Source organism: Atlantibacter hermannii (genome assembly GCF_009907385.1).
GTDB lineage: Bacteria > Pseudomonadota > Gammaproteobacteria > Enterobacterales > Enterobacteriaceae > Atlantibacter > Atlantibacter hermannii_A.
Genome location: NZ_JAAATR010000007.1, coordinates 1 through 25,764 on the forward strand (window position 1 = coordinate 1; position 25,764 = coordinate 25,764).

The following is a 25,764-nucleotide window of genomic DNA, read 5'->3' on the forward strand; positions in this document are numbered from 1 at the left end:
GCATAGAAGGTTTTGAGAACCTAAGTAGTTTTACGTTTTCAACAGAAAAAAAGGTGCACATTTTTGGAACGAAGAAAAACTGAATAAAGAAAAATCAAATTATATCTTTACTTGTCAAGAGTTGATATTTAAGTTGTAACTAATATTTGATTGTAAAGCAAACAACAGAATTTGACTTAAGTCAATATTTAGATTCAGACAAGGCAAGTTTCGCGATATCTTTTTTAAATTTAATCTAATTCTTCTTGAGAATACCTCTCTATGGCTGAAGCAGTTGAAGATAATCTGCAACGTGGACAATGAGCATCATTTGTCACTGGCACAATGTATGGGCGTTTACATTTTTCGCAGGCACCTAGTTCTTCAATTTCTTTCATAGAAGTAAGGATTTCTATTATTTTATTAACTTCCGGTGCGCATACAAAGTATCCCAGATTATGAAGGACACTCATTATTCGGTTGAAGTCAATTTGCCGAAAACTCGCTTCCGGATTTATTGGATCAAAACCAAAATAGTTAACTGCGACATCAATAACAGCAGAAAAGGCTCGGCGGTTATCTGTGCGTTTGCTCCAGCCCCGGATACCTTTTTTGAGTTTTGTTTTTGCACCAGGCTCAAAATCGATATTTTCAGCAACATGATTACCGTACAAAATTCGTATTGTATTTTTATTTGCCCCAAGCGACATAGTTCTTGCTGCTCGCAATAGAGCATTAGCTTTTGTTTGATCGACCTTTGCCATATCAATAATCCTTTAACATAACTTTATTTGTTAAAGTGTTGAACACATCCTGACGGTGACTGGTGAACATAGTGTCATAACGTAATAGTTCCATCAAATCATCACTAACTTTTCCTAACCGGATGTCAGCAGACAATTCATAAGCCCAGGCAAAAACTTTCGTTTTAAGTGAAACACTCTCTTCAATATGCCCTTGTGAGAAAGCAATTGTACGTGGGAAAAGAACGACATCGTTAATTGTTTTTAACGATGAATAACCAATGTCTTTAATAGCATCAGCTGTAGTTGGTTTTAAACCAAAGAAAATACTTACAAACTCTGGTGCGAGCATTGAGATAAAGAACACCTGCATAAAGTAGTCATTCTGTATATCAACACATTTAGAACGCAACTCATGAATCTTCTTGGGATTATAGATATCCACTGTACCATTCAGAAAAGTCACTTTTTCACCGGCATCGTAAATACCATAGTCAATATCATTTGTATCATATTCACGAATTACATTGGAATCACCGTCCAAGACCGCAGAAAAAAACCTCTCCCATGTAATTTCCTTTCCGAGTGTACGCGGAACCAAAAAACTACCTGGACGTGTTTCCACTTCAAAAGCTAAATCAGCGGCTGTACTAAATCCTTTCCCAAATAGGCGACGCTGGAGAAGAGGAGTCCCAGTTTGATATGCAGAAGATCCATGCACAGGCAATAACATTAAAAATGCACGGTAACTACGAATAAGCGAAATCTCAGTGCGGAAAAGTTTACCGAGTAAGCTACGAGTTAAATTATCAGATTCTGACATGTGCTGATTGTCCTTGCGCCATTACAATTGTTCAAATCTTCAACATGGATTTTTTGTTAGGTGTTCGGTAGGGTGAAAAGTAACTTTTAGTATTTTCTTAAGGCTTGAATAAGCCTTAAATCTATCCCTTCAACCACACCGCTTACTTGTAACACTTTTTAACCAAACTAACCAGAATTTTATCAAAAATTCCTGCGCATGCTAACGAAATGTGAAGCGATTAAAAAAAAACCTAAATCCAGCCCCTCCCAACGTTGGATTAGAATAACGACGTCTTTCACTGACCGTCATAAACTGACATTTTTACTTTTCATCAACCTCATGCTTACATAGGATCACTAAACAAAGAAAAGTGACCCTATGAATGCCTCACATAGGGTCACTTATGTTTGAAAAGTGACCCTATGTAATGTCGTCATAGGGTCACTTTTTATAAAAGTGTCACTATGGACAAAGTTCCATAGGGTCATTTTTTTTGGAAAAGTGGCACTAGATATATGTATAACTTTAATAGAGCAATGCACATTATCAAAAGCAATAATCCACAATGGTCATTCTGTCAAAAGTAACTTTAGGGGGTAGCGATGGAAGTGAGGCTAAACTCGCTGTTACTGTTTCTGAAGGCCCCTCCCGAATGGGGGAAACAGCGAGTGCATTACATCTGTTCAATTCCCTCATCAAAGAGCATTCAAAAATCTTCTGTTCGTGAAAAAAAACGGAAATTTCCTCCGGTATAGTAATTTCACATCAGGAGGCGTCATGAGTAATTCAAATCTTATAAGTTCTATAGAGCTAACACGTAAAAATTTACGTGCTCAGATTGAAGGTTTGCGTGTTGAGGCTGAAGATCTCATTACAAAATACTGGATCAAGTGGAAGGAACGAAACCACCAAGAGATTAACCTTACCCGACATAGCAAAGTTCCAAAGAGGGAGTACCTGGGTTCTTACGCACCAAAAGTTGAGCTAATTGGTAATGCCAGAAAAGTAACGATCACTTGGCATCAGTTCAGCCCTTATAAAACAAGAGCGCCTAGCCACATGTCAAAACGGGTGCAACCAATGAAAAGTGGAAAATATTCTAAGAACTGTTTTGTAAACCATGCCAGCTGGGAATACGAAATGATTTCTGAAACGGAAGCATTGCTGGAGCCTTACAGAGAAATGCTTGAGCTCTATCATTCAGCATATATCGAACTTGGACGAAAAATCCGTCAATACTCAAAAACTAAGGTGGCACAATGAACGACGCAATTATCACGGACAATGAGCGTATTAACATTGAACCAAAAGATGTAATGGTAAAAGGTTCAAATAAAAAGCAAGGCGTAAACGCTCAAACTTCTACTCAACGTAGACCAGAGCACCAGGGTATGGCCAAAGTTATTATTAACCCCGGCACCCCAGACTTTAACCGGTTTTTAACTGCCAGAAATGGAGCAGTCATCAGAGGTTTTGATGATGTGAGTATCGCTATTTCCTCTCTCTTTAAAACGGTTGATGCAGTTAAACATCCTGACCTTGTTCAGGCTATTCAGGATTGGTTCAACGAGCTGCATGAAGAAAACAATAAGATGAAAGAAAATCTTGTTGCTTATATTAAGTCAATTGAGTTCGACAAGAATGACTCATTCATGTCATCAACTCAGTTTGTACCTTTCAGTTTTGAACCAGTACAACTCAACTTCAATAACCACAACACCATGAGGTTTTACAAGTACATCTTCGAGATGAACCAGCTCATGAACACAATGTATGAGTACAACTCATTGGGTTTACTGGCTGTAAGCGACTATCCGGTTATGTCTCACAACATTATAAAGAGTATTAATTTATATGTTGAGAATGTGAAAAAGACTCTGAATGTTTCTCGCCGTAAGGATGGGCCATACAGTCCAGCAGAGTTCATCACCAAAGTAATGCAATATAAAAGTGTGCAGGCATACATTGCAGCCGAACTGTCAGGCAAACGTCGATAAGGTATGATGATGAATTTCAGGGCGCTGTATTTATGTATTAAACGGATTTTGGGGATATTCTCATCTCAGGAGAATGATGCAACCTCTGTAATGATTGAGGATATATCAAGCCTCTCTCCTTTTGCGCAGATTCTAGGAGATCAGAAGTACACTGTTCCTGATCATCCAAATCCAGAAGTCCTGAAATTCATCGAGTATCCAACTCGTCCGACGGGCATACAGACATTTAATGAACAGTCAATCCTGTCTCTGTATCGGGAAAAGCTGCACTCAATTTCAATGATGTTAGCTATCAGCGATAGCGACATCAGGGACGATGCATATACATTTACTAATTTAGTTTTAAAGCCCTTGGTTGAATATGTTCGCTGGATACATCTTTTGCCAGCTTCCGAAAATCATCATCATAATGGTATTGGTGGGTTACTTTCTCACAGCCTGGAAGTGGCCATACTCTCTTTAAAAAATGCGCATCACTCAGAACTGAGACCAATCGGATATCAAGATGAAGAAGTAGTCCGTAGAAAAGTATATCTCTATGCTGCGTTTATCTGTGGTTTAGTCCATGATGCCGGAAAGGTTTACGATCTCGACATTGTAAGCCTGAATTTAGCTAGTCCGATCATTTGGACGCCAAGCTCACAAAGTCTTCTTGACTGGGCACGTGAAAATGACGTGGTTGAATACGAAATCCACTGGCGAAAGCGTATTCATAATCAACATAATATCTGGTCCAGCGTTTTCCTTGAGCGAATCCTAAACCCGGTATGTCTTGCATTTTTGGATCGGGTAAATAAAGAACGTGTTTATTCAAAAATGATCACCGCCCTAAACGTTTATACTGATGGGAATGACTTTTTGTCTAAATGCGTGAGGACCGCTGATTTCTATTCTACTGGTACAGACCTTAATGTTTTACGTGACCCTATCATGGGTCTGCGTTCTAATGATGCAGCAGCAAGGGCCATTAGTACCATCAAGCACAACTTTACCAGTATCAATATCAACAATTACAATGCTAAGCCTATGCACATCATTATCGTAAATGGTGAGGTATACCTTAACGAGAACGCATTCCTTGATTTTGTTCTCAATGATTTCGAATTACATAAATATAACTTCCCTCAGGGAGAGGCTGGTAAGACCGTATTGGTAGAATCCCTAGTTCAACGTGGTTACGTCGAGCCCTATGATGATGAGCGTGTCGTTCACTACTTCATTCCGGGTATCTATTCGGAAAACGAAATATCAAACATCTTTAGAAATGGGATAGGGAAACTAGAATTCTATAACCTTCTTAAGCTAAGGTGGATTGGTTTAATCTTTGATTCCTATAAAATCCCTGACTCAGTGCCGGGTCTTTTTAGCGTTAATGCCAATAAAGACTTTATTTACATTGACGAGCAAAAAACAGTTACTGAATACAGAAGACCAGTGCCCGGTCGGGACGTTATAACTAAAATTACTGATACTGTTGAGACGGCTGTTCTTAAGGTTAATGATTTAGGCCGCTCCTCTGCCTCTATTGATGTTGATATACATTCTAAGAAAAATGAAGGCTCATCCGACGATTTTGAGAAGAAAGCCGAAAGTGATAATGAAATTGATAATGACACGCAGATAGTTAAATCTGAGGGTGAGGAAGCAGCTGATCCTGTCATTCCTGATATAGAAGAAAGTGAAGATGAATCGGCAAAGGACACGGAATCCCATGTCCTGGTCAACCAACTTCATGAACTCCTTTTAAGCGCTCCACTTTCCAATGACTATATAGTGTGTGTTGATGCTGTCCCCTACCTCAACATAGATACCACTATGGCATTGCTGCCGGGATTAGATGAAAAAGCATTCAGTGAAGAGCCCTATTTCCAACTGACATTCAGAGAAGGCTCTCTCGATGGAATGTGGATAGTAAGGGACATTGACGATCTGCGTTTAGTCCAGCTCGGCGATAACTGCGCCGGGTTCCAGCTCACCTATCATGAGCCAAGAAGGCCAACAACTTTAAAGTCACTTTTCAATACTTCTATGTATCAGGCATTAGTGATTAATGATGAGTCTTCTGTTGAAAACTCTGCCCCACGTCCAAAGCAAACGCTTGAGCTGCCTCCCCCACGTGTAAATGCAGTCGAAGAACATTCTGGCGACGTGGAATATCATGGAACCGATAGTGCATCCGCGACTGGTCCGCTGAAAACTGAGGCTGTGGAATATGAACATTATCAACATCTTTTTGAGAAAGAAGATGAAGAGCATGAGATCATTGATTATACCGATTTCTCACAGCTTAGTGTTTCTCGGCCAGAAGTCGGTAGTTGTGCAACAAGCTCTTCGGTCCATAATGAAAAGCTTCTCTCCGAGCCGTCAGAATTACCAGAACTTAACCGAGAACAGAACGCTGATCCCCAGGGTACGAATGAACGCTCTATGGATGTTTCTGTAGGACAAGAAAACTCAGAACCAGATACTGAGGGTAACTGCCCACCACCAGCTGAAGTTGTGTATTCCCAGACCGAAGCAGCCGCAACCAGTGTGATGGCAAGTGAAGAGCCCGCCTTACCTCCTGTACTTGAAGAATCAAATGGAGAGCATGCGCCCACAGACGCTAAGGGGCATCATCTTTCGCCAGCACTGGCCAGACTGTTCGCCCCAACAGCACCGGTAGAAAAACAAAATCCCAAGCGCAACCGGAATAAATCATCGGACAAAGCAGAAGTACAAAAACCAGCATCACCTGTTTCTGGTCACAATCTGAACAGTAAAGTCTTTGCATCTACTGAATCAGACCAAAATGGTGAATTCTCGCTTATAAGCGAAGGTGACGTTACAGAGCTTGAATTTGTAGAAATTGCGTTAGTACTGCATCAAATTCTGTCCAAAATGGAGGTGGCGTTTAAAAGAAAGCGCAAAAACAGATTTATGGTAAGTACTCCTAATACTCTCTATCTGACCCAATCTTGCGTGGAAAAATTTGGGTCGCAGTTAGAGGCTCAAGATCTTTTCAATAAGCTTCCTCAGTACCTCGTTAATTCTGGTGCTGTGATCAATACAAAATGCCATGCATTTAACATGCCTACTTTGCTGGCCGCATCAGACCGGGCGAAAGTGGACATTGAACGAATTATCAATAACCTGAAAGAGGCTGGGAACCTATAATGTCAGATTCGAAGAGGACTAACCTCCATGCACAAGAGAATTTTTATCGGCCTATTCTTGAGTATCGTAGTGCCTCAATACTTTTGATTTGTTCGGTTTCTATGCTTTATATGGGACTTTCTTCAGACGGACTGGACATCGCCCCAATAGTTCTGTTCACCTCAATATTGCTTTTTTTGCTGTGCCTTTATCGTTGCAAAACAGCAGCGCCATTTTTGATGGCTCATTGGCGTGTATTCAAGCGACATTTCATGTTCGTTAGTCTTGATTCACTGCGTGTAATTAACAAAAGTAACTTTTTCTCCAATGAGCGAAAGTATCGTCAACTGGTTCAGGATTATCAAAATAAAAATAAGGATATACCCGAGCGAAAGTCCTATTTTTGTGATGGGTTTGAGTGGGGTCCGGAACATGCGGATCGGGCATATCAAATAGCTAACCTCTCCAGTGATAAACGTGAGATCGAGTTGCCATTCGTCTTCAACCCAATTAAGAGACATTTTGACGCAATGGCTCGTAAGATGGGCGGCAGCAATGCAATTTTTGCTGTGGAACGTAGGGAACCCATATTTGTAACTGAAGACAATTGGTTTGGTCATACTCTGATAACCGGAAACGTGGGTACCGGGAAAACGGTGCTACAGCGTTTACTAAGCATTAGCATGCTTCATCTTGGTCATGTTGTTGTTGTCATAGATCCAAAGAACGATGCAGAGTGGCGAGAATCTCTAATGGAAGAGGCTAAGACCCTCGGTCTTCCTTTCTATAAATTTCATCCTGGCCAGCCAGCATCTTCGGTCTGTATTGATGTCTGCAACACCTATACTAATGTTTCTGACCTAACATCTCGTCTTTTGAGCTTGGTGACAGTTCCCGGTGAGGTTAACCCATTCGTTCAGTATGCCAAGGCTCTCGTTTCCAATGTGATTTCCGGGCTTTCTTACATAGAGAAAAAGCCTTCTATTTATCTGATTCACAAGAACATGAAAAGCCACATGTCTATTGTGAATCTTACAGTCAAGGTAATGGAGTCATGTTACGCGAGATATTATGGTTACGATGTCTGGACCGAAAAAGTTAAGTACGTCGCTAACGATACCTTGCCGGTACGTTTCAAGCGTCTCGCTGAATGGTTTACGGCTCATTTCATGAATTACGAGGGGTCCGAACAAATAGACTGGTTAGATACTGTTTCCCAGCTTATTGATTACTCAATGTCCGACCCAGAGCATATGGCTAAAATGACCGCAGGTATTATGCCTGTTTTCGATATGCTCATTGAAAAACCTTTAAATGAGCTTTTATCTCCTAACCCGAACTCAGTATCATCAAGAGAAATTGTAACAAGCGAAGGGATGTTCAGCACTGGCGGGGTGCTATACATTTCGCTTGATGGCCTTTCAAACCCCGATACAGCAGCTGCTATTTCTCAATTAATAATGTCAGATCTGACCTCCTGTGCCGGTAGTCGCTACAACGCTCAAGATGGTGATATGTCAGCTAATTCCAGGATAAGTATTTTTGTTGATGAGGCACACTCAGCCATTAACAACCCTATGATTAACCTTCTGGCGCAGGGTCGTGCAGCGAAAATTGCACTGTTTATTTGCACCCAAACCATCTCCGACTTTATTGCTGCGGCAAGTGTTGAAACTGCCAATCGAATTACGGGGCTCTGCAACAATTATATAAGCTTGCGAGTCAACGATACTCCTACTCAGACGCTTGTTGTAGAGAACTTTGGTAAGAGTGCGATAAGCACAAATATGGTCACTTATACGACCGGTTCAGAAACATCTTTGCCGCATAATAACTTCTCAGGTTCAATCTCAGAAAGAAAGCAGACAACTTTAGAAGAGAGTATTCCAAAGGATCTCTTGGGTCAGGTCCCTATGTTTCACATAGTTGCCAGGCTTCAAGATGGCAGGAAGGTTGTAGGCCAAATCCCTATTGCTGTTGCTGAGAAACAAATGAAGCCAAACACAACTCTGTCGGAAATGCTTTTCAAGAAGGCCGGAAAAGTTACTTTGCGTCAAAATCTCGATATCAAAAATCTTAATAAATTTCTAAGGAAGTTGCATTGATGGATGAAAAAATTGTCCTGACGCGCCAGCAAATTTTAAGCTCTGCACTAAAAGTCAGCAAATGTCGCTCGCTCGTAAAAAGGCGCTTTCAGTCTTTGGGTTTAAAGTACGCAGATTCTCAGGAAGTTCGAGATCGGCTAACTATGATAGAAAAAAACGCGTTTCATCATTTGGGAAAATTTTGTCAGAGCAACGATATCGATTCCCTATTCTCCATGGCAAATACCCTGTCTGAGCTTTTCCTTTTAAAGGGAGAGTTGATCACGACTGATCCCTTTGGGGACCGTGAAACCAGCTACTGGTCGGTACCACAAGGATCATGCCATGAATGGATTCAATCACTGACCACCAGCGAAGGTCCTGAACGTAAATTCGTTAGTTTCCGTATTTCTTTCGATAACAATGACGTACGGTGTGATCTTGTAAAAAAGAATGCCCGTATGCTTGGTTGTTATCTTTTGCCTTATTTCGTCGATTTAACACGCACGGTGGGCGCATTCATTAATTTGCCAGGTAGTGTCTCTTTTAAACAAGTACAGCGCATCAAACCCCAGATTCATCCAGAAACAACACATAGTCATATAGTTACTATTGAGGACTCTCCCTTTCTTTCTCGGTTAAAATTTAAAATCATTACTGCCATAGATCAGCTTCCTGACCCTAATGGCCTTTATACAAACACCTTTAACAGCATTATTGACCGTGCACTGCTGACTCATCTCAAAACCGAACAGGAAAAAATAGATAGTCCAAGAGTCTGCAAAAATGTGATTTCGGCTTTTGCCGACTCAACTCTTTCTCTGCCGGTGTTTAACATCGGCCTAAACGAGCAGTACAGATACTGGACGCCGTGGGGCATCAACTTTATAGAATTTTCCCGCCAGGCCGCAAAAGCAAGGACCGCTGTATTTGTTCCTGATGTGGGACAGATCGAGTGGAAAAGCGCAGAGCATAAAGAACTGGCGGAGTTAAGCCTCATCGACCAAATCATACCTAAACAGTACCACTGGCTCCTGGGTATCCCGACGATGTGGCGTAACAACTATTGCAATCACGATCAGAGGCTAGCTCTTTTTCGTGAATGGAGGGAAAGCAATGGCTGCGGATAATACAAGCAGGGCAGCAGTGCTCAGAACAATGCTTTTTTTTGGCATGGTCATTTATTTTGGTTACAGCTTGGCTTTCCAGAATACTGAGGAGCTCAAATATCAGATTACTCAGGAGGTTAATGCAAGCCGGTCCATCATATCAAATGACCGTTGGAAGTCTGTCATTGCAAATAGTGAAGCGACTTTAAATTGGTTGGTACATGACTATAAGTTAATTGACTATCTGAATACTATTCTGATCCCTGACACCAAAAAACCAGCCAGAGGTATTAACATTGTTGCTGAAAAATTTACCTCTATTAATTACACTATGGCCAAAAACATACCCCTCTTACTTTATCAGTCCATTTTCCGGTGGAACTTAATCCTGGGGTGGCTAATCGTTTTTCTGCCCTATCTATTTGCCATGCTAGCAGATGGAATGTACCAGTGGAAATTGAAGAGGTACGTATTTGGTAAGGTTACAGTTCAGTTTTATCGTATTTGGTTTCGAGCATTTTGGGTGATCAGTGCTTTAACGATGGTCTACCTGGTCATGCCAAATATGTCACTATTTAACAATATCGCTCAACTTTTCCCACCAGTCGCTTTATTGATACTGGGAATTGCATTGAATCGCTTGTGGTCTAACTTTCAAAAACTCATGTAAAGGTGGTCAGATGTTAAGCAGTAAAAAAAGGAAGTCCCCTACAAATATCAAAGAATCGCTCAATGATAACGCTGACCGTTTTTATAAGATGTTTCGCATTCATACCACGGCAAAAGTTGCTATGTCGCTAATTGCCATGACCGCTGTAGGGTTTTCTTTCTACAATCTTTACGAACAATGGCAGGACGCTGAAGGGAAGAAAGACCATATAGCTGTAATACGGATTTCTGGCGAGATGGGTACCGGCTCGGAAACGGGCGATGGAACAGTGATCGCAACAGCTCTTGCCAAAGCTTACAATAATCCCCATGCCAAAGCAGTTATTATCGAGGCAGAGTCAGGTGGTGGTGGTCCCTCTGACGCCATCATTATTTACCGCCAGATAAACGCGCTTAAAAACCACCAGCCACAGATTGAACGCGTATCAGATGCCGGTGGCTCTCTTTCATCTGTAGCCGCTGACAAGAGTAACAAAACCGGGAGCACAGAACGTGGCGATGAAGCACGGTCGAAGCAAAACTCCCTCGAAGTACTCTCCAGCGGTACCGGTCGTTTTTTCTCTGATATCGCAGACTCATATAAACCAATCATCGTTAGTGTGAAAGGCATATGCGCATCCGCATGCTATTACGCGGTATCGCCCGCTGATGCAATTTATGCCGACAGTAATGCCCTGATCGGTTCTATCGGTGTGCGTATGGACCACTGGAATCTGTCAGAGATCATGAGCACAGTAGGCGTCAAGAATGAGCCCCTTACGGCCGGTGAGTTCAAAGATGCTCTTGACCCCTTCCACCCATTGTCCGATTCAACGAGGGAGTTCATGCAGAAGGAGATCCTGAACACGATGCATGAAAAATTTATAACTGATGTTGAACTTGGACGGGGTAAAAAGCTTCTCTCGCGTCATGATGCCGATGCTGTTTCTCTCTATTCAGGCCGTGTATGGCCAACACCTCAGGCAGTTAAGTACGGCCTGGTGGATGGAGATCTTACGTCAGTAGAGATCCGTACACGTCTTTCAAAAATGTACTCCACTGACACGTTCAAAAACTACAATGAGCCTCATCGTAATCTCCGTTCTGCACTCGGCATGCTGATGAGCCTGTCTTCAAATATTGAGAGCCTTACCGGTACCACTACCCGCTTAGTAGAATCTGTTAATGCCACCAGCTACCCCTCTGTGAGGTAACATGGATGCTTTCAATCTGCTGTGGAGCATTACGGGGGTAGCTTTCATTATCCTTATTTTCGTCGTGTTGCTGTGTCTGTTGGGATTTATGACCTCTGCCATAGCGGAACGGCGGACTGCAAAGGCAATTGAATCTGGGCTTCCTGAAGAAGCTCAGGGGCTACTTAGTGATCTCACCTTTCAGTTGTCGGCTCATAGCACTACGCAGGTTGATCACATTCTCGTAGCCCCACATGGTATATACGTCATAGAGCAGAAAAACTACGTAGGCAAGCTCTACGGTACTCTGGAGGAAAGCCACTGGCGGAAATGGACTCAGTCCCGAACCCTCAAGTTGCAGAACCCGTTTAAGCAAAACCAGGGGCACATCAGGGCTATTCAGTCTGCTCTTAAGGCTAGAGAACTGGAATGTATCAATGTCGTCATCATAAACGGACGTTGTAAGTTTGATGGCATCAAGCCGGAATGGTTATGTATGGGGATGGACGATTTTATCCATAAAGTCAAACAACGACGAGGGCTACGGTTGTTCACACCGGAGTCTGTTCAGCACATCTGTTCGGTGTTGAAGTCAACAAGGAAGTCGCCAGGGCTCTATACGGACCTTACTCATATTCATAACATAACGACAAAGTACAAAGCCCCGATGAAATTCGAGCAACGAGTAACATACATTCTGCTCAACTTTATCCATTATCTGTGGGCAAGTCTGTTCACTAAGCAGAAGCCTTAGCGCTCTATCATTGGTAAGGCTGTAAAATGTCTGCAAAAGGCCCCATCGGTAAATTGTTGGGGCTTTTTCTTTGCGTAGTTCTGATACGGTTTATCCTGTGGAGCATTATGGCCACCAGCCAGCTGGTGACTGGCCAACGCTTTGTATGACGTAGCCTACTCAGGGCAGGCTATTTTAGAGGGACCGATTTTTATCCGGGCTAATTTAGAAAGAGATAATTTGAACTTAGGCGGGCTGACCACCAGCAGAGAGGTAAATCACTAGCCGGTGATATTGACAGAAGTCGTCAGGGGTTTAACGCCGGAATATTTTGCCAGGCCTCCTGCAAGGTCTGCAAGACTTCTACAAGTGATAGTGACGGCCACAGGACTGTTTCCGTCATTATCACTCCAGGTGGCTCGCACTCTACTGGTACCAGAATTAAAACAACACGAGTTCCTTTTACCTGGTAGGCAAGGTTTACTGCCGGTTGGCGGTAGGAGGCCAGTACACCCTCACCATATTGAGCAGGGTTACTTGCCCAGTTCCGCACCATTGCATACACCTGAGGCATATACCGACTATCCAGATCCCCTTTGGGCCGTCTGAACGGCACGATTTCTTCTGAGCGGTAGGTGGTCGTTGTTGTATTGGTTGTCATCTTTGTCACCTCCCCTGTTCGTCCATTTAGAGTTTTAAGCTGCTTTACACATCACACTCAACTGATTATTTAAGCTGGTCATCGTCTCTGGCCAGCATAGCCCAACCATTCGCCTGGTTTTCGCGGGAGTAAGGATTCATTTCAAAATAACTATCTACCGCGTCGCTGTCCGCAACAGAACTGTTGTTAGCTCTCTTTGAACCCTGAACCACTACAGCATCAACCTCTGCGGCTTTCCCGTTGCGCTGTACCAGGATTTTAACCGTATTGGGCTTACGTCTTGCGAGCAGTTTGTTGGCGATAAAAAGCACAACAATCCAGGCCAAAAGCACGTATAAAAATGTATTCATAATGCCCTCCTTTGTATGTGATTATTATACCTGCTTCCATTGCAGGCCAAACAGGTTCGGTGCATGAAAAATAGACTTCTCTCCGGCGTATAGCAATCTACTTACTGATCTGTTTTCGTATCAAACTGTATGGCATAACCGAGGGGCGTACGTGGTGAGTCAGAAAGTTACTTTTCCGTAATAGTTAATTTCAGATCCTTCTTCCAGTTACGCTTCAGTATAAAACCGATACCCTCTAATTCAGCATCCTTCACGTTTAATACGCTTCACTTTAAGGCAGGGCTTTTCGGTTGAAATGAATTCTTTTTCCGGTTGCTGGACATGGGTTTCATCCTGATAGTTAAAGTTGCAGGCTATCAGTCACCACCACCACCTCCGTCACCTCCTCCACCGCCACCATCACAACCACCAGCTATGCTATTTTCACCATTACAATCACCTCCGAGGGGGTTCAAATGGCTGCTCCCCTGTAGATGGTGTCCTTGCCAGATCGAACCCGAACCAGCGCCTCCTGAGCGTCTTTGCTTGCCCTGAGGCAATTGTGCAGGCTCACCAGCACCGGCGGTACCAAAAATGTCCCGGGCAATTTTATAAAGAAGGTAAAAAGGTACGCCCAGCATCATAAAAAAGATTACTGAAAATATTACACGTTCCATTGATGATCTCCTGTCTTGTGAGAGACCAGTTATATCAGGGTGATTCAGTATTTCCGTTTAGAAAAGAGTACTAATTTGGCCCTGTTCGCTCTTAATTTGCCATCCGGGAAAAAGTCATAGGGATAGGCCTGCCAGAGTCAATAACTTCCAGTGATCTGGAGGAGACCCCGGCTCTCTGAGCCCTCATGGATGGTACGGCTTTACCCCTTGTAAACAGATTCACGTTCCGCAGGACAAACATCGACTACTGACGTCTCATATTTGCTGACGCTAATCCGACGTCTCATTGCCGTCTGCTTGTTTTCTTTAAAGGGTGTATTAGACGAATATCAAATCGGAATGGTAGGGGATGTGTGGGCACCATGCCCGGCCCTCTTTGAGCATCTGAGAGATTGGAGACCTAGCCGGGTAAGATAGCTACTTTCTTACGGGTTACCCTTCAAATCCAAAGACGAAACGGACGCTGCCGTTCTCCACGTGGAGACGCTTTACTTCTTCGACAAATTCCTGGATCACCTCTCCGGCGTTATCGGGTGGTATGGCTGACAAAATTTCTTCCGAAGTCAGCCATGAGTATGAATGTTCACCGAATAAATCATCATCTTCGGACGGTATATCATCAGGTAATCCGCGTAATGCGTGGATAAAAACTGCTGATGTGCTCGCCCTTTCACGATCTACATCAAATCCGAGCCAGGCAAAGTGGAGATATGATCGGTCCCCTTTATAATTGCTTGATAAATTAATCCATTTACCAGGCTTTTCTTCCCTTTGAAATCGCCAGCAGATATCAACGCCCATTAAGAAACTCCATTACTATCGTTCGTATGAGATAACTATCATTTCAGAATACTATGACTTCTTCCCGTATAGAACTAATCGCTCACGCCATTTAGCTACTTACTTTTTTTACGTACGCTTGCAGCGCAGTACCTTGAGAGAAGTAAGTAAGACTGGGCGAAGCCAACCGGTTCCGCCACCTCGCTCACCGGCTTTTAGGCGTAAGCACTGAAGTCAGCCTCCATGCTAACTGGCGAGCCTGCGAAAGTCAGACTCGTTGTTATAAAGCGGCATATCGTAAGCAGTGTCTGAAATGAACATTCGGATCTGCTCAAGCGTCATGCCACAATGAAAACGGGTTACGCTCACATTGGCCCGGGGGAAGTCAGCACAAAATGCATTCAAAACATTCTCATGGACAATACCAATGTTGATTAACGCAGCTGGCCCGTTGTCACGGAAAGATACGACACGGAATCCCCCATACCAGCCTGACTGGGAGAAAAATGAAAATGCACTCGTTGCCAGACCATTAGACAGGTCATAGCGCAATTTCCCGCTCAGAGACTGGCTGTCTCTGCTGTACACGCGATTAATGAAAATGCCGGGACCAACTTCTACCGGCTGCTTGTTGCTTGCTAAACACGGAAAGCCCACCAGCGAAACCTCCCTTTCTCCTAACCAGTTTACCTGATACCCGGCAGTGAGAAAGTCAGTCAGTTCTACGCCAGAAAGAGCATTAATGGCCGCAATATCGGTATCCAAAATATTTACGTTTTTCATATTCATCTCATCTATATTCTAAAGTGCGTTTTTTGTCTATCAGCCCGAGGATTGAAAATTTGAATATTTAATGTGACAGAAAAATACCTGTCACCTTTTCAAAAACTGCCTGCAATTGAATATCGAGAGAGTCCATTTTAAAATCCACCAGCTCAGCTTTATTATCGCAAACCGAATAAAAATAGGAGTCAAATGCGTCTGTATCTTCATCTTTAAAAATACGGAAGGAATTAATTTTATTATGCCCTTCAAATTCGGCATGAATACCATAGCGAACCGAGCCGTCATCGAACTGAACAACCCGTCGTACAGAATTAATCCGGACGTACTGTTTTAAGGCCCTCGCGAAATCGGCATTTAACGCCAACGCTCGTAAGATTGAATCAGCGGTTTCATTCTGCTTTTTACGATCATATTCAAACATCCCACAGCCGGTGTTACGAAAGACCGGCTGAAGAGCATTAACCAGGTTGAAGGAATCCACGTTTCTGTCGTTTCTGTACATGAGATATCTCCTGCCCCTCCGCTATACGAAGGGGCTTGATAGGGTTACTGCCAGGCTGCGATCACTTCTTCGCACTGGAAATGAGATAAGCACTGCTGGAGTAAAAGGGCCAGCACCGCTGTGTTAGGGACGCGATTGTTACACCACGCGTTGAATAGCAGCTGCCATGGACCGGCATAATACCCGGCCAGTTTCTTTTTTTGTTTATCTGTGCAGCAGCTGGAAATGGCCTGCTGATAAAGGCTTTCATTCTCGGCACCAGAGCGTTGTTGCAGTGCCTGATAAATATAGGAGTAGACAGAATCGGAGCAATTAGATGCATAGGCCAGATTGGTTTTCATAATACCTCCTGTGTTTTTGGGTATTATATAAAACTCCGACCTACTGGCTAATAACCCACACTGTAATTTCTTTTAAAAACACAATAAATTTTCAAAATTGGACCAGTGTGGATTTAAGCGAGCAGTTTAAATCTTTATGAACTAGCTTTCAAAGAGGTTGGTTTTTCGGGAAGTTTTTTGCCAGACCAGCATGTTGGTTTTTTTTCTGTAGTGCAGATTAGCTGGTACCTGCCCCTTCTTACCTCTTTGAGCAATGACTGTTTGAAATATGGTAAGCCCAGTTCAAAAACCCAGTAACGACCGTCTGCAAAAACGACTGAATTTTCAACGCCATCCGAAGCCACCAAGGATGCATCATTAAGTAGACGTTCTTCATAATGAAATGGTAATGAAAATGTCAGATATAACGCACAAAGTACAAAGATTCCTGTGAGACTAACTGCCAGTGAACCACAATAACCAGAATAAACATTTAAATTTCTTTTGATAAATTTCTCATGCAAGATTACAAGCAGACAGAATACACAAGCTACCAGCCCAAATCCTACATGCAGATAAAACTGTCTTATTTCATCATTCCAGACGATGTTGTCCCATTTCGTGCTTAAGATTGAACCCAACAAGGAGATAATAAAAGCGGCAATTTGAGAACTGATAAAGTAGGAGAAAGCTGACTTTGAAGTTATTTTTTTCATAGAAACAGGAACCTCTTTACCTCGTTCCTGATCAGAGAAAAGACACAAAACGCACCATGCGCAAAAAACTGCAAGTCCAGATGCAATAATCTCGCGTAAAAACATATTAAACGTTTCCGATAATGAATAAGTAATTACCATATCCTCTCCGTAAGTCTACATATAATTCAGACGTGACAAATAATTAAAGGCATTGCTATTCTATCATTATGCATTGCGTTTAAAATCATTTCTAATTCAGCAGAGTAGCGATACAGGCATTTCGCTATCCTAAAATCTGGTAGCTTTCCATTTCCTTGCTGAGATAAATCAAAATAATTCTATTTATTGCCTATTCGGATGCTGCAAAACCTTATAAATCCGGATGTATATCACTTAACAGTGAACCATTCGGTGACTTGCTCTCCGTGAGGTCCACCGGGTTTATCCAGTAGGGAACATTCTGCTTTTACCGTTTACTGCATACGCGAGCAGGAATTCTGTTGCAGTTCTGCATTTGCCTGCTTTTCCAGTGCTGTCATAACCCGGCGGAGCATCGCCAGAGCCTGAACAGGCGAGCTCCCAAACTGCACTTTCACTTCATCCGTATCATGATCCTGAATCAGGTCGAGGATGTTCACTTCGATCCCTGCCCCGTTTTCATCTTTTGCCGTGCACTGAATACTTACCCGGGTCACCGAATCCGTCAGGACTGGCAGTGGGTTAGTCTTGTCTACGTTGATAAAAGCCTTCTTCATTGCCCTGTTTCCCCTTGTCCTGAAAAAGTTACCGACCCGTCCGGATGGAGGGGTCGGTCAGAAAATCATGCCTGTCCCTTATTCATCTTCTCAGCATGCTTACGCAGGTACTCTTTCAGGTCAGCATGAGCATTGATGATATCGTTCATTTCATCATTGGTCAGAACAAGCGTGTAAGTATCAGTGCTGACAGATTCACCTTCTTTAAGCTTGGCTTCTTCAGCAATACGTTCAAAAATCGGGATCGCGGTGTCGGCAATGACGGTCACGGTCTTTTTGTTCAGAACGCTGGACATGGATGGTGCTTTACCTGCCGGGTTCTGTTTAGGAGCGCTGTCCTTTGGAGCCGGAGCTGGTTCCTGTACCGGTGGCGTAACCAGCGTCTCTGTATTGCTTTCATCATTCAGTTGATCCGGTACCGGGGTGTTAACGGTAGCATTACCTGCCGGTTGCTCATCACCGGAGTTTTCCGGAGTCTGCGGATCTGCCATGCGCTCTTCTACCTTGGCAGCTTTGACGAATTTCAGCGTGTTTTTCGTCGCTTTACCATAGATGGAGATCGCCTTGTTGATGTTATCTACCGCATCCTCACCGCTGTACATATACTCGTCCAGCGCAACGTACATGCTCACCTGATCGCTCACAAGCATGGTCTGTAGTTCAGAAGGCAGGTCCAGTACGCGAACCATCTGGCGAAGATGCTGCTCTGATTTACCACGTTTTTTTGCCAGTTCCGCAAAGGTCTTAGGCTCTTCTTTATCTTCAACAAGACGCTTAATTGAAAGCGCTTCAGCTACGACAGACAGCGCCAGGTTGGAGTTGCCGGTCAGGGTGAAGAGTTCTGCTTTTGAAGCGCTACCGCGAAACTCTTCGCAGCGAATACGAGTAATGCGTTCACGCCCTTCTGCTTCCAGCTGGCGGTTTGCAATAGCGATGGAACGGATACGGCAAGCCCCCTGACGCAGTACAGGTACGCCATTAACCATCTGAACAACGATAGGCGTCACGCTGAACGGGTCTTCCATGTAGGCATCGGCCAGGCTGTTCAGGTGTTCCACAACGTGAGGCATTGAATAGTAGAGCTCGCCCATACCGGCCGTGCGGGTGTTAAAGCCTTCCTGCTCTACAACAACCGAAGGGTCAATGATAAGGCCGTTACCTTTACGGGCACCGTTACCAGTGCGTTCCAGGTAACCACGAAGGCTGATTTCGTTGCTGTTGTTTTTTACTTCAGTTTCGATTGCGGACATTTTTGTTCTCTCTTTTGGTTGGTTGTTTAACTGCGCTACAACACAACAATACCAGGTTCGACATTTTTTCTAATAGGTTGCACAGAAGAAAAAGTAACTTTTCTTAAAAAAAATTCCTGAGACAATACTACTCGATCCGTCCGTTTTAAATCTTCACAACAGTGGGCCGTTTTTACGTTTAAGCAAAATAGCTGGTTCAGAAGGTGAGTCGGAGAGAAAAGTTACTTTTCCGGTTGTCTGGGCCAGTGATGAGAGAGTGGCAGGACAGGAATGGCTAAACCGGTGCGGGTCTCTTGTAAGTCGCAGGGGATTGAGGAGATATAGAGGTAAACCGGTACGTTCAGTTTTTGGATTGAGCCGGGCTTTTGGCCCGGGCTTAAGGAAGCGGAAATTTGAACGAACTGGCAGGTAATGATTTATGCCGCCGACAGCTGGCCGTCAGTGCTTTGCTGTTCTGGTTTGACAGTTGGGGGATAACCGGCAGTTAGCCGCTGGCATTCCGCATCACAGAAAGCCCTGAGGTTGCTGAAGACGGACTCCATGAAATCAGCATGAGCATACGAGTCTACAGGACGTGTCTTGTTATCTTTCATCTTGTTCTCCTCAATCATTATTAAAACCAGCGGATTTAGTTCCTGGCGCTCCATCTGCTGACCGGCTTTCCCAGAGAGCAGCGATGTGTCGGGTTCTGTTTCTCATTTTATCGTTTTCATCGGGCCCATCCGGCCGTATAAGAGACCGATTTGGCATGTTTAAGAAACGTACTGGCGACATTAAAAGCTGAGGTTGGCTTTGGAATAAAAGGATACTTTTCCCGTTTGTCAGGTCTTTCGCTACCGCTGCACGATGATTCTGTCAGGCATTCTGCGCCCTCCTTGGCTGTACATCTTGAAACAAGCGGTGGGATGTTCCCTTCCCCCTGCTCACCGCAGAATAATTGGCAAGTCCCGACGGTCGTTCCGTACGAGCCGGGTCCAAATAATGAATAAATACAACGCCACTTCAATTGTATTGACAATAGAAGTTAGGAGGATCATAGTGTCATTCATGGTGCGGCTTTCGCACCACCGCCCCGGCGGTACCGGGCAGAACTGGAGTACCTCATGAAACTTTCCCGTCAGACGACTTCTGATACTTCTGTTGATGGCCGTTCACGCGCATATGCCTGGGGCCGTGTCCATTATTTCATTATCGAACATGCACCAATGGCTGAGCTGGTCGCTATTGACGAGCTGCTGGAAAAAGCTGGCTGGAGCAATGACGGCTGTCCGAACTATGAGAAAGATGACGAGTTTGGTAATGCTGGTTACAGCTGTGGTTACTGGATCGATATTGACAGCGTGGGAAGCTTCAAGGCTGACTACAAACGTCTTAAGGGTGAGATTAGTGCGCATATCGCCTCAAAGGCGGCAGAGGTGGAGATCCGCGTACTGGACTCGATGTCCGACAAAGAATGTAAAGATGTTGCCTCGGTGGCATGTACTGTTCGCCGTGACTTACGTACGCAGTCCGAATCGCTTCATTCACTGCGTACTATCGTAACGGTTGATCATTACAATCCCTATGTGATCACCAGCCGCCCGCTGAGCATTTCCGCCTGGACACTTATCCACGACTGTCTGAAAACCGGCACCATCAATGACGTCTGTTCACGGTTGAGTTCATTAATCCTGCACTCTGAAGCCGCGATTGCCCGTTGTAAGGGAAGCTCCGACTACTCTTCGGAACACGCTCAGCTATCGTTTTTTGCTGGTAACGACTATGTCACCAGACGCACCCTTGTTGATGCAGCTCACGAAGAGGCTCTGCGAATGAACCGCCGCTTTGATGAACGTATTGCAATGAACGCGGATTCTGATGCCAGAAGGCTCCAGTGCGAATTCAACCTGAGCAACCATGTCGTACAGCGTCGGACCGTTGAATCTGCTCATATCCAGGCAATCAACGAAGACGTCACCCGTTCACAGGCGGAACCACGCTGCCCTGGAAAGCTTCTTCTGAAAATGACCAGTCATGAGGAAGTGCGGGACTCACTGAGCACCTGTTAGTCCAGCGACACCCCCTGCGGCTCTACTACCGGGCCGCAGTCTGCTCCGGCCAGATGGTGCCAGTGGCGTAATGAATTTGTTTAATAAGGCTGAGTATGATGAATAAAGAACAACTAATCGACAAACTGGAACGCGTGGTATGTGGTCAGTACTCCTACGAAATGCAGGAGCTTGCGTATTCGGCCCTCTGCTGCATTAAAGGCACCCCGGACGACTGCGCTAAGTTCCCTGTTACGCGTCCGCTGCCTGACACCTTAGTGGACGTATGGGACGAGATCGGGCAATACCTTGGCACAGGCAAAGCCATTGAAACTCGCAGTTGCGGCGTTTCGCTTCTGCTTCATGGACACTGCTACGATTCAAATCATGTGCTGTACTGGCGCAATGCTGGCGCACTTCCAGCAGCTTGCGATACGCCACTGGCTGGTGGGTCTCGCAAACTGTTCACCTGCTCAGCCTGTGGAGTGGACGGTCTGGATGAACCACCTGAAACCAGTTGCCACTGCTGCACAGAGGGGGCCCACTGGATTGAGAGCAGGCTCTTCACCTCCGGGCAGGCAGACCCTGAAGAATTTAGACCCGTGGCGGTCGTGAAAGTGTGTGCAGGCTCAACGCCGGATGATCGGCTCATCTGGAGCGTGATTGAACAGCTCAACGGCGAACTGGCGGAAGGCGATAAACTATTTAAGCGACGCTGACAGATCACGTCAGCATTTATATCAGACGAACTCCAGAATAATTTAAAGCAACCATGAACATGAAAAAGCCCAAAGCTGCATTACAGAATGCCATGAAAGAAGATGTGCCAGCTGTGACACAGATTCAGATGCGATCTACGGTTTCCAGAAAGGTTCGCTATGTAAAACAGGCAAATCGAGAGGGTCTGAAATTATCTGAGTGGATGTCGCGGCATCTCGACGCTGTCTGTGATACCGCAGATGAGATTCATAAAGGCAAACGCTCAACTCCGGTTGCGCCTGGGAAGATTCCCCCTGAGGTATACCAGGTGATATACGATCAGTGCGGCGGGTTCGTGGAGTGTGATGCTAATGCCCAGGTAATCTGGGAAGCCTGCCGTGATGCCATTCTTAACGGAGACAAAGGGTAAACGGCAGGTATCGCCTGTCATTTTTACCCTTGTGAGGAAAATCCTGATGAACCATGAGAGCCGAACTGTATACCTGAACACGGCCATTGAGGCCCTGTTGAAAGCTGAGGCGGCTCTGAACGAGCTGGCATTAGCCTATGTACTCAAACCAGGTGAAAAGGCAAGCGCATGCCATCCCCGAACCGGTACGCTTTCCACAGCTTCCCAGGTAAGAAAACTTCGCCGTGTTCTAGAAAAAAACAAGTTATGACGGCCCTTATACGCTGGCATAATGTACCGTGCTTCGCTCATCCCAGCAGTATGGGTTTTAAACTCTTCCATTTTTAAGAGTACGGGAAGAGCCTTATTATTGTCGCATACCCTACGGATGCATTGCAGTTCAAACCGCTGTTCGGTGCAATTATTGCTGTATCCGGCGGATTTGAAAATGACAGAAATAGTGATGTAAAGCTCCGCCATTAAAGAAATGCCCCGTAGTTTGGCGAATCAACTTTCTGAATTATCTCGATGAACACCATTTAAGGAAATCGAATGTGTGATTTTTGCAGGGCTGACGAAAATTACTTTCATATGGCAGAATGCGTGTATGACCAACTGGTTAAAGAGTATCCCGTAATGTGGCTGCGGGATTCAACCCGGATCGGGGCCTGCTACCTCTGTCGAGAACTGCTGTCGCCGGAGGGGATGGTCCTGGCGATGCAGAGCGCTTTCCCTGCGAAGGGATGGCGGCTGCGTATTTGGTACAATGAAACCATTGACGAAGAGATAGAACCGCAGCGTGGAGACTGTATTGAGCTGTCCTCCAGGGCGGACGCTCTGCTGTCCTTCATGTCGTTCCAGGAAAAGGTTTAGCGCTGCGGCCCCCCTCACAAAAAGGCGCTTTCCGCGACAAATCTGGTACGACCGGACAACGTTGAGTCAATTCTTGCTTCCCCGCAGAAGAATCCCTATGAAGTAAAGTAGAGGTAGGCATTACGCCCACCAGCAAACCTGATAACTGTTCTTTGCGTAACATCCTCAAACTTCTGGTGCCTTCGTAGACTGCGATGCGAATGCCCATGAGCTGAATTCACCGTATCATTTGACCGGATGCAGCGAGAACAGAAATGACAATGTTTGAACGATTTGCCAGACGGCCATAAAACTCTACTGGGTACAGAATAAGGACTGACCGCAATGGCTACGTTCTATGAGCTACCGACCAGTGAGAAGTCCATTGTTTCCGGTACGTGCCCGGACGAGCACCGGTGAAATTTTTCCCGACTGGATTACGCTAAGGCTTTTGAACGGTTTGCGTGAAGTGGGACTCTTTGGGTCTGGTTCTTGATTTATACAAAAGGCTATATGCCACAAGACGGGAGGAAAAAAGGGTTTCCCCGACTGGAGAAACCCTTTCAAAAGGTGCCGATGGCATACTAATCCACACCCCGAAAAGAGGGGGTTGCCCCCCTCTTTGTCAGCTACTTACCGGATTCGTAGGCCAGGATAGCAGATACCTCCCTTGTTCCGTCTTTCATCCGCAACTCGCAAAGCGAGTTTCGTGTGAGCCAGGTGAATATCAACAGCGTTAAACAAACTATTAATATGCACAAAACAATGGGTTGGTTCGGCATTTTCATGGCCTTCTTCTCCTTGCATTTAAGCAGGCAAGAGGCTACTCTGAATGTGACTAGCATACAGGGGCCTCGGGTTAATTGAAAAATTACTCGGGGCTTTCTGCTTTTACCACAGTCAAACAGTGTTACCGCTGGCTGGGGCAAAAGCCTCCAGCACCAGCGTTATTATACCACCCTGCCCTGATCAGCCAAACACCCCGCCTACATAAATTACTGATTTTTCATTTATTTGACATGATTCACTTCCGGTTGTCGGCGAAAGTCATTTTATACTAAAGAAAAGGGTAACGGGCAGCTGCTGGGTCGGAACATACAGTGCAGTTCCTGCCCGTTTAATTTCCGGATGCAATGGTAGGATCAGGAGGCACTGCTTCCGTTGATTAGGGAAATCTTATGTGCCTGAATACGGCTGTATTCGAGATGGGATGCAATATTACAGATGCGCTCCAGTCGATCATGCAGCCTCGTGTAGGTCAGTCGATGAATACCGGACATTTCATCAAGTAGCCAGCGCTTGATGTAAGGGTTACAGGAAAGCCGGGCAAGATCGTCGTCATCCACTTCGTCAAAGAACCAGTACTGCTCCATCGGGACTACCTGAAATATCCACGGCCGGGGATAGTCCCCTGTGACAACCAAAAACCATGCAAGAAAGCATAGACACAGCTCAACGACCATAAGCATCGAAAATTGCGAATAACTTAGACCGGGCACATAGGGTGAACTATCCGCAACATACCCCCTGAGCAATTCCGCCACAAGGTAGCCCAATAGCGTCAAGGCCAGCATCAGGGTCAGGATTAATCCCCCATTAAACGCTACCGAAGCCTTTTGAACCCGATCAGGTGCTGTCCGGCTGCGATAGTTGGTCACTACTCTTTCTACAAGTGCCCTTATGGCAGCCTGTTCTTTACTGACATCAGCTCCGGAAAAACCGGACGGGCTTTTATTTAATTCAGTCATACCCCACTCCTGTTATGTGCTCTACTTAACAAACACGTAGATCATACAGAGCTCACGGACGCACTCCTGCCAGATAAAGGAGGGAATTTGGCTGTAAGACGGTTAGCCAACAGTTCAGGTTATGCGTGGGATCCGCCCAGTCAGAAAGGATTCCGTTAATAACAGGCAAGGTTAAAGGCAGATGGACGGTGAAATTGTGGGTGCTAAAAGGGGGTATTACTCTTTTTCCTGCATAGCGGTTTTTTCAGCCCGGGTGGCCAGACGAACATTTCCGAAAGGCTCACGGACAAGCAGTGGCTTCTCCTTCTTCCAGCCCCTGATAGCCGTTTCTCCAAACCGACGTGGTGCATTGCCGTTCCAGCGAGCAATCACATGGTTATCATGAATTTCAATAATGACAACGGGGTGGACAATGACCGTTGAAATGGTGGTATTTCCCATTTTGGTACGGGTTACAGACCAAACCTGCATCCCGGATTCCAGCTGGCTGATTTTCATATTATATCCTTAAGCCATCACGAACTGCGCCACAAACAATTAATGTGGCGCAATTTACCATAAACAATAAACATCAGATACCCGTGAAAAGATTTCCCTTTATTTTAAAATTCTTCTGGAGAAAAAATGATATTTCCAGAAGAGGTCAGCGAAATTCAGAAACGGCCATCACAATGGTGCTGCGCTGACGCTGGCGTTCTGCCTTGCGCTGCCTGCGGCGATAGATCTGTTTTGCGCTGACGTAAGGGCAGTCCTCACGGGTATACCAGCAGCAGCCGCAAGGTTCGGGCCGGGGTTTTCCGGCAAGTCCAAATGGTTTCATCAAGTCACCTTTTTAATGTTTTTAA

General features: G+C 44.9%; 29 protein-coding genes and 1 pseudogene. 12 read left to right on the plus strand and 18 right to left on the minus strand.

The annotated features are described in order from the left end of the window. Positions 1-230: 230 nt before the first annotated feature. Together GV764_RS02655 and GV764_RS02660 are read right to left on the minus strand one after the other, a co-directional pair. Positions 231-743: a hypothetical protein gene (locus tag GV764_RS02655; RefSeq protein ID WP_001140952.1), complete on the minus strand. Its 513-nt coding sequence runs from the start codon at positions 741-743 to the stop codon at positions 231-233. Position 744: 1 nt separating this feature from the next. After that, positions 745-1,545 (minus strand): hypothetical protein, encoded by an 801-nt coding sequence (locus GV764_RS02660; protein ID WP_000004208.1) that lies wholly within the window; start codon positions 1,543-1,545, stop codon positions 745-747. 759 nt (positions 1,546-2,304) lie between these two features. On the opposite strand from GV764_RS02660, the gene mobI reads away from it, so the two are divergent. From mobI to GV764_RS02700, 8 genes are read left to right on the plus strand one after another with little or no spacing between them, the layout of a single operon-like run. Further along, the gene (mobI, locus tag GV764_RS02665; protein WP_000071885.1) at positions 2,305-2,790 is read left to right on the plus strand and encodes a conjugative transfer protein MobI(A/C); all 486 of its coding nucleotides are present in this window, start codon (positions 2,305-2,307) and stop codon (positions 2,788-2,790) included. Beyond that, on the plus strand, positions 2,787-3,524 hold the full coding sequence (locus GV764_RS02670; RefSeq protein ID WP_000995978.1) for a hypothetical protein: 738 nt from the start codon (positions 2,787-2,789) through the stop codon (positions 3,522-3,524). Before mobI ends, GV764_RS02670 begins: the two co-directional genes overlap by 4 nt. Positions 3,525-3,533: 9 nt before the next feature. Beyond that, positions 3,534-6,680, plus strand: coding sequence for a MobH family relaxase (gene mobH, locus GV764_RS02675; protein ID WP_001011152.1), 3,147 nt, complete (start codon positions 3,534-3,536; stop codon positions 6,678-6,680). Beyond that, entirely contained in the window at positions 6,680-8,764 is a 2,085-nt protein-coding gene (gene traD, locus GV764_RS02680) for a conjugative transfer system coupling protein TraD (RefSeq protein ID WP_001284073.1), read from the plus strand. The genes mobH and traD overlap by 1 nt, the downstream gene beginning before the upstream one ends. Continuing rightward, a complete protein-coding gene (locus GV764_RS02685) occupies positions 8,764-9,873 on the plus strand; it encodes a hypothetical protein (protein WP_000343600.1) in 1,110 nt (369 codons plus the stop codon). The genes traD and GV764_RS02685 overlap by 1 nt, the downstream gene beginning before the upstream one ends. Beyond that, positions 9,860-10,522, plus strand: coding sequence for an IncC plasmid conjugative DNA transfer DtrJ family protein (locus GV764_RS02690; protein ID WP_000718549.1), 663 nt, complete (start codon positions 9,860-9,862; stop codon positions 10,520-10,522). The genes GV764_RS02685 and GV764_RS02690 overlap by 14 nt, the downstream gene beginning before the upstream one ends. Positions 10,523-10,532: 10 nt before the next feature. Continuing rightward, on the plus strand, positions 10,533-11,714 hold the full coding sequence (locus GV764_RS02695) for a S49 family peptidase (RefSeq protein WP_000952985.1): 1,182 nt from the start codon (positions 10,533-10,535) through the stop codon (positions 11,712-11,714). A gap of 1 nt (position 11,715) precedes the next feature. Next, the gene (locus GV764_RS02700) at positions 11,716-12,447 is read left to right on the plus strand and encodes a nuclease-related domain-containing protein (RefSeq protein ID WP_000338612.1); all 732 of its coding nucleotides are present in this window, start codon (positions 11,716-11,718) and stop codon (positions 12,445-12,447) included. A gap of 286 nt (positions 12,448-12,733) precedes the next feature. Here the strand turns inward: GV764_RS02700 and GV764_RS02705 are convergent, their stop codons facing one another. From GV764_RS02705 to GV764_RS21945, 11 genes are all read right to left on the minus strand, one after another. Further along, positions 12,734-13,087, minus strand: coding sequence for a hypothetical protein (locus tag GV764_RS02705; protein WP_000210769.1), 354 nt, complete (start codon positions 13,085-13,087; stop codon positions 12,734-12,736). Positions 13,088-13,152: 65 nt separating this feature from the next. Beyond that, entirely contained in the window at positions 13,153-13,437 is a 285-nt protein-coding gene (locus GV764_RS02710) for a hypothetical protein (protein ID WP_001091367.1), read from the minus strand. 356 nt (positions 13,438-13,793) lie between these two features. After that, the gene (locus tag GV764_RS02715; protein ID WP_000442693.1) at positions 13,794-14,093 is read right to left on the minus strand and encodes a hypothetical protein; all 300 of its coding nucleotides are present in this window, start codon (positions 14,091-14,093) and stop codon (positions 13,794-13,796) included. A 432-nt stretch (positions 14,094-14,525) separates the two neighbouring features. Further along, the gene (locus tag GV764_RS02720) at positions 14,526-14,894 is read right to left on the minus strand and encodes a hypothetical protein (RefSeq protein ID WP_000537761.1); all 369 of its coding nucleotides are present in this window, start codon (positions 14,892-14,894) and stop codon (positions 14,526-14,528) included. 225 nt (positions 14,895-15,119) lie between these two features. Beyond that, on the minus strand, positions 15,120-15,656 hold the full coding sequence (locus tag GV764_RS02725) for a hypothetical protein (RefSeq protein ID WP_000800251.1): 537 nt from the start codon (positions 15,654-15,656) through the stop codon (positions 15,120-15,122). A 67-nt stretch (positions 15,657-15,723) separates the two neighbouring features. Continuing rightward, positions 15,724-16,161: a hypothetical protein gene (locus GV764_RS02730; RefSeq protein ID WP_000286108.1), complete on the minus strand. Its 438-nt coding sequence runs from the start codon at positions 16,159-16,161 to the stop codon at positions 15,724-15,726. Between the two features lie 44 nt (positions 16,162-16,205). Then, positions 16,206-16,502, minus strand: a complete 297-nt coding sequence (locus GV764_RS02735; RefSeq protein WP_000856246.1) for a hypothetical protein — start codon at positions 16,500-16,502, stop codon at positions 16,206-16,208. A 134-nt stretch (positions 16,503-16,636) separates the two neighbouring features. Next, a complete protein-coding gene (locus GV764_RS02740; protein ID WP_000237191.1) occupies positions 16,637-17,338 on the minus strand; it encodes a hypothetical protein in 702 nt (233 codons plus the stop codon). A gap of 314 nt (positions 17,339-17,652) precedes the next feature. Further along, positions 17,653-17,934, minus strand: a complete 282-nt coding sequence (locus GV764_RS02745) for a hypothetical protein (protein ID WP_000708863.1) — start codon at positions 17,932-17,934, stop codon at positions 17,653-17,655. 65 nt (positions 17,935-17,999) lie between these two features. Continuing rightward, the gene (locus tag GV764_RS02750) at positions 18,000-19,184 is read right to left on the minus strand and encodes a hypothetical protein (RefSeq protein WP_001272971.1); all 1,185 of its coding nucleotides are present in this window, start codon (positions 19,182-19,184) and stop codon (positions 18,000-18,002) included. Positions 19,185-19,600: 416 nt separating this feature from the next. After that, entirely contained in the window at positions 19,601-19,777 is a 177-nt protein-coding gene (locus GV764_RS21945) for a hypothetical protein (protein WP_001371930.1), read from the minus strand. Between the two features lie 510 nt (positions 19,778-20,287). On the opposite strand from GV764_RS21945, the gene GV764_RS02755 reads away from it, so the two are divergent. The 4 genes from GV764_RS02755 to GV764_RS02770 all read left to right on the plus strand — a co-directional run bounded on the left by GV764_RS02755 (position 20,288) and on the right by GV764_RS02770 (position 23,192). After that, positions 20,288-21,232 (plus strand): DUF5417 domain-containing protein, encoded by a 945-nt coding sequence (locus tag GV764_RS02755; RefSeq protein WP_000778029.1) that lies wholly within the window; start codon positions 20,288-20,290, stop codon positions 21,230-21,232. 95 nt (positions 21,233-21,327) lie between these two features. Beyond that, entirely contained in the window at positions 21,328-21,930 is a 603-nt protein-coding gene (locus GV764_RS02760) for a hypothetical protein (RefSeq protein WP_224222681.1), read from the plus strand. A 59-nt stretch (positions 21,931-21,989) separates the two neighbouring features. After that, positions 21,990-22,340: a hypothetical protein gene (locus tag GV764_RS02765; RefSeq protein ID WP_000743059.1), complete on the plus strand. Its 351-nt coding sequence runs from the start codon at positions 21,990-21,992 to the stop codon at positions 22,338-22,340. A 531-nt stretch (positions 22,341-22,871) separates the two neighbouring features. Beyond that, entirely contained in the window at positions 22,872-23,192 is a 321-nt protein-coding gene (locus tag GV764_RS02770) for a hypothetical protein (protein WP_000332796.1), read from the plus strand. A 608-nt stretch (positions 23,193-23,800) separates the two neighbouring features. Here GV764_RS02770 and GV764_RS22045 read toward each other — a convergent pair. The 5 genes and pseudogenes from GV764_RS22045 to GV764_RS21950 all read right to left on the minus strand — a co-directional run bounded on the left by GV764_RS22045 (position 23,801) and on the right by GV764_RS21950 (position 25,739). Next, positions 23,801-23,920, minus strand: a complete 120-nt coding sequence (locus tag GV764_RS22045) for a type I toxin-antitoxin system Hok family toxin (protein WP_223152483.1) — start codon at positions 23,918-23,920, stop codon at positions 23,801-23,803. Further along, positions 23,868-23,978, minus strand: a pseudogene (locus tag GV764_RS22050) (DUF5431 family protein); the annotation flags it as partial. The gene GV764_RS22045 and the pseudogene GV764_RS22050, both read right to left, overlap by 53 nt. 335 nt (positions 23,979-24,313) lie before the next feature. Beyond that, positions 24,314-24,919 (minus strand): hypothetical protein, encoded by a 606-nt coding sequence (locus GV764_RS02780; protein WP_000137794.1) that lies wholly within the window; start codon positions 24,917-24,919, stop codon positions 24,314-24,316. Positions 24,920-25,135: 216 nt separating this feature from the next. Then, positions 25,136-25,417 (minus strand): hypothetical protein, encoded by a 282-nt coding sequence (locus GV764_RS02785; RefSeq protein WP_000703842.1) that lies wholly within the window; start codon positions 25,415-25,417, stop codon positions 25,136-25,138. Positions 25,418-25,562: 145 nt separating this feature from the next. Then, positions 25,563-25,739 carry a hypothetical protein gene (locus tag GV764_RS21950; RefSeq protein WP_000802040.1) on the minus strand — a complete coding sequence of 59 codons (177 nt, stop codon included), beginning with the start codon at positions 25,737-25,739 and terminating at the stop codon, positions 25,563-25,565. Positions 25,740-25,764 lie beyond the last annotated feature (25 nt).

Coding starts and splice junctions, on each gene's coding strand:
- GV764_RS02655 (WP_001140952.1), bottom strand. CDS start 743: ATGGCAAAGGTCGATCAAACAAAAGCTAATGCTCTATTGCGAGCAGCA.
- GV764_RS02660 (WP_000004208.1), bottom strand. CDS start 1,545: ATGTCAGAATCTGATAATTTAACTCGTAGCTTACTCGGTAAACTTTTC.
- mobI (WP_000071885.1), top strand. CDS start 2,305: ATGAGTAATTCAAATCTTATAAGTTCTATAGAGCTAACACGTAAAAAT.
- GV764_RS02670 (WP_000995978.1), top strand. CDS start 2,787: ATGAACGACGCAATTATCACGGACAATGAGCGTATTAACATTGAACCA.
- mobH (WP_001011152.1), top strand. CDS start 3,534: ATGAATTTCAGGGCGCTGTATTTATGTATTAAACGGATTTTGGGGATA.
- traD (WP_001284073.1), top strand. CDS start 6,680: ATGTCAGATTCGAAGAGGACTAACCTCCATGCACAAGAGAATTTTTAT.
- GV764_RS02685 (WP_000343600.1), top strand. CDS start 8,764: ATGGATGAAAAAATTGTCCTGACGCGCCAGCAAATTTTAAGCTCTGCA.
- GV764_RS02690 (WP_000718549.1), top strand. CDS start 9,860: ATGGCTGCGGATAATACAAGCAGGGCAGCAGTGCTCAGAACAATGCTT.
- GV764_RS02695 (WP_000952985.1), top strand. CDS start 10,533: ATGTTAAGCAGTAAAAAAAGGAAGTCCCCTACAAATATCAAAGAATCG.
- GV764_RS02700 (WP_000338612.1), top strand. CDS start 11,716: ATGGATGCTTTCAATCTGCTGTGGAGCATTACGGGGGTAGCTTTCATT.
- GV764_RS02705 (WP_000210769.1), bottom strand. CDS start 13,087: ATGACAACCAATACAACAACGACCACCTACCGCTCAGAAGAAATCGTG.
- GV764_RS02710 (WP_001091367.1), bottom strand. CDS start 13,437: ATGAATACATTTTTATACGTGCTTTTGGCCTGGATTGTTGTGCTTTTT.
- GV764_RS02715 (WP_000442693.1), bottom strand. CDS start 14,093: ATGGAACGTGTAATATTTTCAGTAATCTTTTTTATGATGCTGGGCGTA.
- GV764_RS02720 (WP_000537761.1), bottom strand. CDS start 14,894: ATGGGCGTTGATATCTGCTGGCGATTTCAAAGGGAAGAAAAGCCTGGT.
- GV764_RS02725 (WP_000800251.1), bottom strand. CDS start 15,656: ATGAAAAACGTAAATATTTTGGATACCGATATTGCGGCCATTAATGCT.
- GV764_RS02730 (WP_000286108.1), bottom strand. CDS start 16,161: ATGTACAGAAACGACAGAAACGTGGATTCCTTCAACCTGGTTAATGCT.
- GV764_RS02735 (WP_000856246.1), bottom strand. CDS start 16,502: ATGAAAACCAATCTGGCCTATGCATCTAATTGCTCCGATTCTGTCTAC.
- GV764_RS02740 (WP_000237191.1), bottom strand. CDS start 17,338: ATGGTAATTACTTATTCATTATCGGAAACGTTTAATATGTTTTTACGC.
- GV764_RS02745 (WP_000708863.1), bottom strand. CDS start 17,934: ATGAAGAAGGCTTTTATCAACGTAGACAAGACTAACCCACTGCCAGTC.
- GV764_RS02750 (WP_001272971.1), bottom strand. CDS start 19,184: ATGTCCGCAATCGAAACTGAAGTAAAAAACAACAGCAACGAAATCAGC.
- GV764_RS21945 (WP_001371930.1), bottom strand. CDS start 19,777: ATGAAAGATAACAAGACACGTCCTGTAGACTCGTATGCTCATGCTGAT.
- GV764_RS02755 (WP_000778029.1), top strand. CDS start 20,288: ATGAAACTTTCCCGTCAGACGACTTCTGATACTTCTGTTGATGGCCGT.
- GV764_RS02760 (WP_224222681.1), top strand. CDS start 21,328: ATGATGAATAAAGAACAACTAATCGACAAACTGGAACGCGTGGTATGT.
- GV764_RS02765 (WP_000743059.1), top strand. CDS start 21,990: ATGAAAAAGCCCAAAGCTGCATTACAGAATGCCATGAAAGAAGATGTG.
- GV764_RS02770 (WP_000332796.1), top strand. CDS start 22,872: ATGTGTGATTTTTGCAGGGCTGACGAAAATTACTTTCATATGGCAGAA.
- GV764_RS02780 (WP_000137794.1), bottom strand. CDS start 24,919: ATGACTGAATTAAATAAAAGCCCGTCCGGTTTTTCCGGAGCTGATGTC.
- GV764_RS02785 (WP_000703842.1), bottom strand. CDS start 25,417: ATGAAAATCAGCCAGCTGGAATCCGGGATGCAGGTTTGGTCTGTAACC.
- GV764_RS21950 (WP_000802040.1), bottom strand. CDS start 25,739: ATGAAACCATTTGGACTTGCCGGAAAACCCCGGCCCGAACCTTGCGGC.